The following is a 7177-nucleotide window of genomic DNA, read 5'->3' as shown; positions in this document are numbered from 1 at the left end:
TGGGGATGCCGTTTTCTCGCACCCCCGAAGGCCGCATCGACCAGCGCCGGTTCGGCGGGCACACCCGCGAGCACGGGAAAGCCCCGGTGCGCCGGTCATGCTACGCCGCCGACCGCACCGGCCAGATGATCCTGCAGACGCTGTACCAGAACTGCGTCCGCCACGACGTCGAGTTCTTCAACGAGTTCTACGTCCTGGACCTGCTGCTCACCGATACCCCCGCCGGTTCAGTGGCCAGTGGGGTGGTCGCCTATGAACTGGCCACCGGAGGAATCCACGTCTTCCACGCCAAGGCCGTCGTGATCGCCACCGGGGGCTCCGGACGGATGTATCAGACCACCTCCAACGCGCACACCCTGACCGGTGACGGGATGGCTGTGGTCTTCCGCAAAGGACTTCCGTTGGAGGACATGGAGTTCCACCAGTTCCACCCGACCGGCCTGGCCGGCCTGGGCATCGTGATCTCCGAGGCGGTGCGCGGTGAGGGCGGCCGGCTGCTCAACGGCGACGGTGAGCGTTTCATGGAGCGCTACGCGCCGACGATCGTCGACCTGGCCCCGCGCGACATCGTGGCCCGGTCGATGGTGCTCGAAGTGCTCGAAGGCCGCGGCGCCGGGCCGCACAAGGACTACGTCTACCTCGACGTGCGCCATCTCGGCGCCAACGTGCTGGAAGCCAAGCTGCCCGACGTCACCGAGTTCGCCCGCACCTATCTGGGTGTCGACCCGGTCACCGAACTGGTGCCGGTGTATCCGACCTGTCACTACGTGATGGGCGGCATCCCGACCACGGTCACCGGGCAGGTGCTGGTCAACAACACCGCCGCGGTGCCCGGGCTGTACGCCGCCGGGGAGTGCGCCTGCGTGTCGGTGCACGGCGCCAACCGGCTGGGCACTAACTCGCTGCTGGACATCAACGTCTTCGGCCGCCGCGCCGGCATCGCCGCGGCCGATTACGCCTTGCGGCATGACTTCGTCGCCATGCCGCCCGAGCCGGAGAAGATGGTGGTCGACTGGGTTGCCGCGATCGTCTCCGAGCACGGCGATCAGCGGGTCGCCGATGTCCGCGGCGGGCTGCAGCAGACGATGGACAAAAACGCGGCGGTGTTCCGCACCGAGGAGACGCTGAAACGGGCGCTCGCCGACATCCATGCGCTCAAAGAGAGGTATTCCCGAATCACCGTGCACGACAAGGGGAAGCGCTACAACAGCGATCTGCTGGAAGCGATCGAGCTGGGATTTCTGCTGGAGCTGGCCGAAGTCACCGTGGTGGGCGCGCTGAACCGCAGGGAGACCCGCGGCGGCCATGCCCGCGAGGATTACCCGAACCGCGACGACTCCAATTACCTGCGCCACACCATGGCGTACAAGCAGGGCACCGACCTGGCCAGCGACATCCGGCTGGACTTCAAGCCGGTGGTGCGGACCCGCTACGAACCCAAGGAACGGAGATACTGATGGCCTCCTCCACAGTGAGCTCAGCGATCGTCTACACCCCAGAGGCCGGCGACCCGCCGCTGCCCCCGATCCCCGAGGGCGCGCGAATGGTCATCCTCAAGATCGCCCGCTACAACCCGGAGAACCCGCACCAGTACGACGCCACCGACGGCTGGCAGAGCTTCCGGGTGCCGTGCCTGCCCACCGACCGAGTGCTGAACCTGCTGATCTACGTCAAGAGCTACCTGGACGGCACATTGACCTTCCGCCGGTCCTGCGCGCACGGCGTCTGCGGCTCGGACGGCGTGCGGATCAACGGGCACAACAAGCTGGCCTGCACAACGCTGATGCGCGATCTGCTGCCCAAGAAACCGGGCCAAGCCGGTAAAGAGGTGACCATCACGATCGAACCGATGCGTGGGCTGACGGTGGAGAAAGACCTGGTGGTCGACATGGAACCGTTCTTCGACGCCTATAAGGCAATCAAGCCGTACCTGATCACCAGCGGCAACGAGCCGACCCGGGAGCGCATCCAGAGCCAGGCCGACCGGCTGCGCTACGACGACACCACCAAGTGCATCCTGTGCGGCATCTGCACCACCAGCTGCCCGGTGTATTGGAGTGAGGGCAGCTACTTCGGCCCCGCAGCGATCGTCAACGCCCACCGGTTCATCTTCGACAGCCGCGACGAGGGCGCCGCCGAGCGGCTGGACATCCTCAACGAAGCCGACGGGGTGTGGCGCTGCCGCACCACGTTCAACTGCACCGAGGCCTGCCCGCGCGGCATTGAGGTCACCAAGGCGATCTCGGAGGTCAAGCGCGCGCTGATGTTCGCCCGCTGAGCCCCCTTTTCGCGGCGAGCGTGCGTGTCCCCGGGCGACAGGCCGGCCTGGATCCCGGGTTTGCGCACACTCTGGCTAGATCTGGCTTGTCACACTCGGACGGGCTGCGTCGTCTCAACGGGTGTAATCCCATTCGAACTGACACGAGGAACACCCATGATCATCACCTGGTGGCCCTTGGCCCTGCTGGCTGGAATCCAAATCGCCGATGCCGCTCTCTGCTGGAAACCTGTCGGATTCATCCGTGACTGTCTGGTCGACGTCCGGTTTCCGCGGCGCTTTTGGCGCGTGCTGCCGATACTGAAAGTTGCGTCGGCAGCCGGCCTGATAATCGGAATCTGGATCCCGCCACTTGCCTTGTTAACGTGCGCGGCGCTGGTCTGCTATTTCGTCGTCGCCATCGGGATGCACGTCACCGCACGAGATTTCGGTCGAAATCTGTTCGTCAATGCGAGCGGCATGCTTGCGTTGTGCGTTGCCGCACTGGCTTTCGTCATTGTGTCGCTATGAAATCGCTCGGGGCTTCGAGCACGGCGCCGTTGCGGTGACGTGCGCAGAATGCCGTCCCGCGGACGGGCTTCGGCGGACAATGCGCACGATCGCACGTTCGCGGCCGTTACAGAATCGTCAGGTGCTGTACGCCTGCGCCGGGAACCGCGGTCAGTGCGATCGACTGATCGAAGGTGACAAACCTGCCCGCCTGGGCAACTGCGAGAGCAAGTAGGTAGGCGTCGGTGACCTGTTTCGGGCTATGCAGTCGAGAACGCTCGATGGCATCCGAATCGAGGATACTCACGGCGCAGGGCCAAAATTCGTGGTATCGCGTGTGCGTCGCACCAGTCAGCAAGTCGATCGCATGGCTGACCGAGATCGGGCTGGGGTAGCGCGGTTGGCTGACGACCCGAACAAACCCGTTTTGGGTGATCGCACACGACGCCCAACCCTGCTCAATATGTTGGGTGATCCAGGCGCGGGCGCGCTCATGGTCGACGTGATCGCGGTCCAACAGCGCCAGTAGCACATTCACATCCAGCAGCGCGCGCATCTATTACTCGGCCTCTTCGTCGCGCAGTCGATCGATCAGTTCGTTCGACACGGCTGCACCACGATGCGGAAGGGGTTCGAAGCCATGAAACACATCGTCGGAGGGTCCCGTCGGCCGGCGAGTCTGACTGGTCAGCGCTTGGCGGGCCAGGTCCGACAGGACCTCACCCGCGCTCCGCTTCTCTCGGTGGGCCCGCTCCTTGACGGCGAGCAGGACATCGTCATCAATGGAAAGTGTGGTGCGCACGCATCGGATGCTAACGCATCGACGTATGCACGGGGTATCCCGCTCACCGCGCCTCACGCAGTGGCGAGCCGGTGAACTTCTCCGGGTTGGCGACATCCCAGACCGCCCAAACCTTTCCGTCGCGCACGGTCAGCGCGGTGACGCGGGGCAGCATCGGCTGGTAGCCGTCGCCGCCCGGGGTTCCCGCCGTGTAGGCACCCAGTTCGCCGTTGACCAGCGCAAGTCGATTCGACGTGACCAGCGCCGGTCCATAGCGTTTCGCCAGGCCGAACAGGAACCGGGCCACCTTGTCCGGGCCGTGAATGACCTGGACCGCGGTCGGCGCCTTGCCGTTGGCGTCCCCGGTGAACGTCACATCGGGATGCAGCAGCGCCACCACGGCATCCAGCTCACCGGCGGCCATCGCGGCCATCAGCCGCCCGGCCACCTCGTCATGGGCCGGATCCGGCGCCGGCGGTGGGTCGTCCGCCACCGCCCTGCGCGCTCGCGATGCCAGCTGGCGGGCGGCGGCCTCGCTGGTCCCAAGTACCTCGGCCACCTCGGCGAACGGCACCGCGAACCCGTCTTGCAGCACGAACGCCACCCGCTGATCCGGGCTGAGCCGCTCGAGCACCACCATCGCCGCGAACCGGGCGTCCTCGGCGGCCACCACCGCCGCCAGCGGGTCAGAAGCGTCGAGGGTCACGACCGGCTCCGGCAGCCATTGACCCACATAGGTTTCCCGACGATGTGCCGCCGAGCGCAGCCGGTCCAGGCCGAGCCTGCTGACCACCGTCGTCAACCATGCGCGTAGGTCTACGATCTCTGTTTCGGGTGCGGAGCGCCCCGCGGCGTCCCACCGCAACCAGGCGTCCTGCACGATGTCCTCGGCGTCGGCGAACGTGCCGGTGAGCCGGTAGGCGACCGCCAGCAGGTGCGAGCGCAACGCCTCGAAGTCCTCCACAGCGTCGCGGGAAGTCATAGCGCCAGGTTACGAGCCATCCCCGGCGGTCACGTCACAGCTCACCTCGCCGCTCCCCCGGCGCGAGTATGCGCAAAGTCGCACAAAATCCGCCGTGCGAATGCGACTTTGCGCATGCTCGCACCCGGGGGTCACAGCGCGGCTGCCCGGAATCGTGCCGCCGATCACCTACCCTGCATAACCGATGGCTTCGTTACGTTCGGCGGCATGCCTGGCGGCTGGGGTTTTCCTGCTCGCAGCACCCACAGTGCCCGGCTGGTCCGGCCTGCCCGCAGTGCCCACAGTGCCTACTGTGCCCACAGCAGCCGCCGAGCCGGCCCCCGCCGTCGACACCGCCGAGACCTGCCCGTACCAGGCATCCACCCCGCCCGCGGTCGACACCTCGGAGATACCGGAGGCCGGTGATCCGCCCGCACCGCTGCCGGTGCCCGCGACCCCGGTCGGCGGCAAGGCGCTGGCCGGCTGCGGTGTGGTCGTCGCGCCCGGCACCCCGGCGGTGCCCGACGACGTCTCGGCCGAAGCGTGGCTGGTGGCCGACCTCGACAGCGGCGCGGTGATCGCCGGAAAGGACCCGCACGGCCGGCACCGCCCGGCCAGCGTCATCAAGGTGCTGACCGCGATGGCGGCGATCAACGAGCTCAACCTGAACCAGCCGGTCGCCGGTACCCCCGAGGACGTGGCCGTCGAGGGCACCAAGGTCGGCGTCGCCCCCGGCGGCACCTACACCGTCAACCAGTTGCTGCACGGGCTGTTGATGGACTCCGGCAACGACGCCGCCTACGCGCTGGCCACCCAACTGGGCGGCGTGCCGGCGACACTGGACAAGGTCAACACGCTGGCTGCCCGGCTCGGCGCCCGGGACACTCGGGTCGCCACACCCTCCGGGCTGGACGGCCCGGGCATGAGCACGTCGGCCTACGACATCGGCCTGTTCTACCGCTACGCGTGGGCGAATCCGACCTTCGCCGACATCGTCGCGACCCGGACGTTCGACTTCCCGGGGCACGGCGACAGCCCCGGCTATCAGCTGGAGAACGACAACCAGCTGCTCTACAACTATCCGGGCGCCCTCGGCGGCAAGACCGGTTACACCGATGACGCCGGGCAGACCTTCGTCGGCGCGGCCGAGCGGGACGGCCGCCGGCTGGTGGCGGTGCTGCTGCACGGCACCCGGGTGCCGATCGCACCCTGGCAGCAGGCGGCGCACCTGCTGGACTACGGGTTCGCCACCGCCCCGGGCACCCGGGTCGGAACCCTGATCGAACCCGACCCCGCGCTGGTGACGCCACCGGTCAGCGTCGAGCAGACCGCCCAAGCCGAAGCTGTAACGCCGACCGCCGACGCGCTGCCGGTGCGGGTCGGCGTAGCCGTCATCGGAACCCTCATCGTGTTCGGCTTGATCAAGGCCGCGCGCGCGATGAACCGCAGGCCGCAGTTTTAGCACTGTGCTATCCCCTGCTATCCCCTGCTATCCCCTGCTATCCCCTGCTATCCCCTACCCTGAGCAGGATGGGTCGGCTGGGTGAGTTGCGACGCTCCTTCCCACTGGCGTTTCCGGTGGGGATCACCGCGGCCAGCGTCGGGCTGATCTACGGCTACGACCTGTCCAACATCGCCGGTGCGCTGCTGTTCATCGAAGACGATTTCGGGCTTTCCTCGATCGGACAGGAGGTGGTGGCGACGGCGACGGTGATCGGCGAGGTCGCCGGGGCCGCCGCTGGCGGTTGGCTGGCCAATGCCATCGGGCGTAAGAAGTCCATGCTGGCAGTGGCTGTCGCCTATGCCGTGTTCGCGCTGCTGGGCGCGGCGTCGATGTCGCTCACGATGCTGGTGGTGGCACGGCTGCTGCTGGGCGTGACCATCGGCGTGTCGGTGGTGGTGGTTCCGGTGTTCGTCGCCGAGTCCACGCCGGCGGCGGTGCGCGGCTCGCTGCTGGTCGCCTACGGGCTGGCGACCGTGATCGGGATCATCGCCGGGTATCTGGGCGCCTACTTGCTGGCCGACACGCAGAGTTGGCGGGCGATGCTCGGCCTGGCGGCGGTACCCGCGGTGCTGGTGACCCTGCTGCTGCTTCGGATACCCGATACCGCGCGCTGGTATCTGCTCAAAGGCCGGGCCGACGAGGCGCTCCGCACGCTGCGGCGGGTCGAGCCCAAGATCGACGCCGACCGCGAGCTGGTCGAAATCAGCCGCACGCTCGCAGAGGAGAAAGCAGCGAACTCAGGTGGGCAGGGTGTGCTGCGCGAGATGCTGCAGCCGCCGTACCTGCGGGCCACGGTGTTCGTCGTCACGCTCGGCTTCTTCATCCAGATCACCGGCATCAACGCGATCGTCTACTACAGCCCCCGGCTGTTCGAGTCGATGGGCTTCTCCGGTGACTTCGCGCTGCTCATCCTGCCCGCGCTGGTCCAGCTCGCGGCGCTGGCGGCGATGGTCGTGCCGCTGGTGCTGATCGACCGGGTCGGCCGGCGCCCGATCTTGTTGTGCGGCATAGCTACGATGGTCGCCGCCGACGTGGTCCTGGTCGGTGTGTTCATCGCCGGGCCCGTTTTCGGCGACGCGCTCGCGCTGTTCAGGTTCGGCGGTGTGCTGCTGTTCACGGTCGGCTACACCTTCGGCTTCGGGGCGCTGGTCTGGGTGTACGCCG

The 7177-nt window shown here is 67.3% G+C and carries 8 protein-coding genes; 5 read left to right on the top strand and 3 right to left on the bottom strand.

Annotated features, from left to right (window positions below):
• The 3 genes from sdhA to AC2VOP_RS21710 form a co-directional block, all read left to right on the top strand.
• Positions 1-1457 (top strand): succinate dehydrogenase flavoprotein subunit (sdhA, locus tag AC2VOP_RS21720; RefSeq protein WP_486962886.1); only part of this gene is annotated, 1457 nt, incomplete at its 5' end.
• On the top strand, positions 1457-2278 hold the full coding sequence (locus tag AC2VOP_RS21715) for a succinate dehydrogenase iron-sulfur subunit (protein ID WP_486962885.1): 822 nt from the start codon (positions 1457-1459) through the stop codon (positions 2276-2278). The genes sdhA and AC2VOP_RS21715, both read left to right, overlap by 1 nt.
• A gap of 156 nt (positions 2279-2434) precedes the next feature.
• A complete protein-coding gene (locus AC2VOP_RS21710; protein ID WP_486962884.1) occupies positions 2435-2788 on the top strand; it encodes a DoxX family protein in 354 nt (117 codons plus the stop codon).
• A gap of 106 nt (positions 2789-2894) precedes the next feature.
• On the opposite strand, the gene AC2VOP_RS21705 is transcribed toward AC2VOP_RS21710, so the two are convergent.
• From AC2VOP_RS21705 to AC2VOP_RS21695, 3 genes are read right to left on the bottom strand one after another with little or no spacing between them, the layout of a single operon-like run.
• Positions 2895-3323 (bottom strand): type II toxin-antitoxin system VapC family toxin, encoded by a 429-nt coding sequence (locus tag AC2VOP_RS21705; protein ID WP_486962883.1) that lies wholly within the window; start codon positions 3321-3323, stop codon positions 2895-2897.
• A gap of 3 nt (positions 3324-3326) precedes the next feature.
• On the bottom strand, positions 3327-3569 hold the full coding sequence (locus AC2VOP_RS21700) for a ribbon-helix-helix domain-containing protein (RefSeq protein ID WP_486962882.1): 243 nt from the start codon (positions 3567-3569) through the stop codon (positions 3327-3329).
• A 43-nt stretch (positions 3570-3612) separates the two neighbouring features.
• The gene (locus tag AC2VOP_RS21695; protein ID WP_486962881.1) at positions 3613-4530 is read right to left on the bottom strand and encodes a sigma-70 family RNA polymerase sigma factor; all 918 of its coding nucleotides are present in this window, start codon (positions 4528-4530) and stop codon (positions 3613-3615) included.
• A gap of 184 nt (positions 4531-4714) precedes the next feature.
• On the opposite strand from AC2VOP_RS21695, the gene AC2VOP_RS21690 reads away from it, so the two are divergent.
• Both AC2VOP_RS21690 and AC2VOP_RS21685 read left to right on the top strand, forming a co-directional pair.
• On the top strand, positions 4715-5971 hold the full coding sequence (locus tag AC2VOP_RS21690) for a D-alanyl-D-alanine carboxypeptidase family protein (protein WP_486962880.1): 1257 nt from the start codon (positions 4715-4717) through the stop codon (positions 5969-5971).
• 68 nt (positions 5972-6039) lie between these two features.
• Positions 6040-7177, top strand: a 1138-nt coding sequence (locus tag AC2VOP_RS21685; protein ID WP_486962879.1) for an MFS transporter, incomplete at its 3' end; no start/stop codon positions are given.

The organism is Mycobacterium sp. TH-M106 (assembly GCF_057473765.1).
This window is presented reverse-complemented; position numbering and strand designations above follow the sequence as displayed.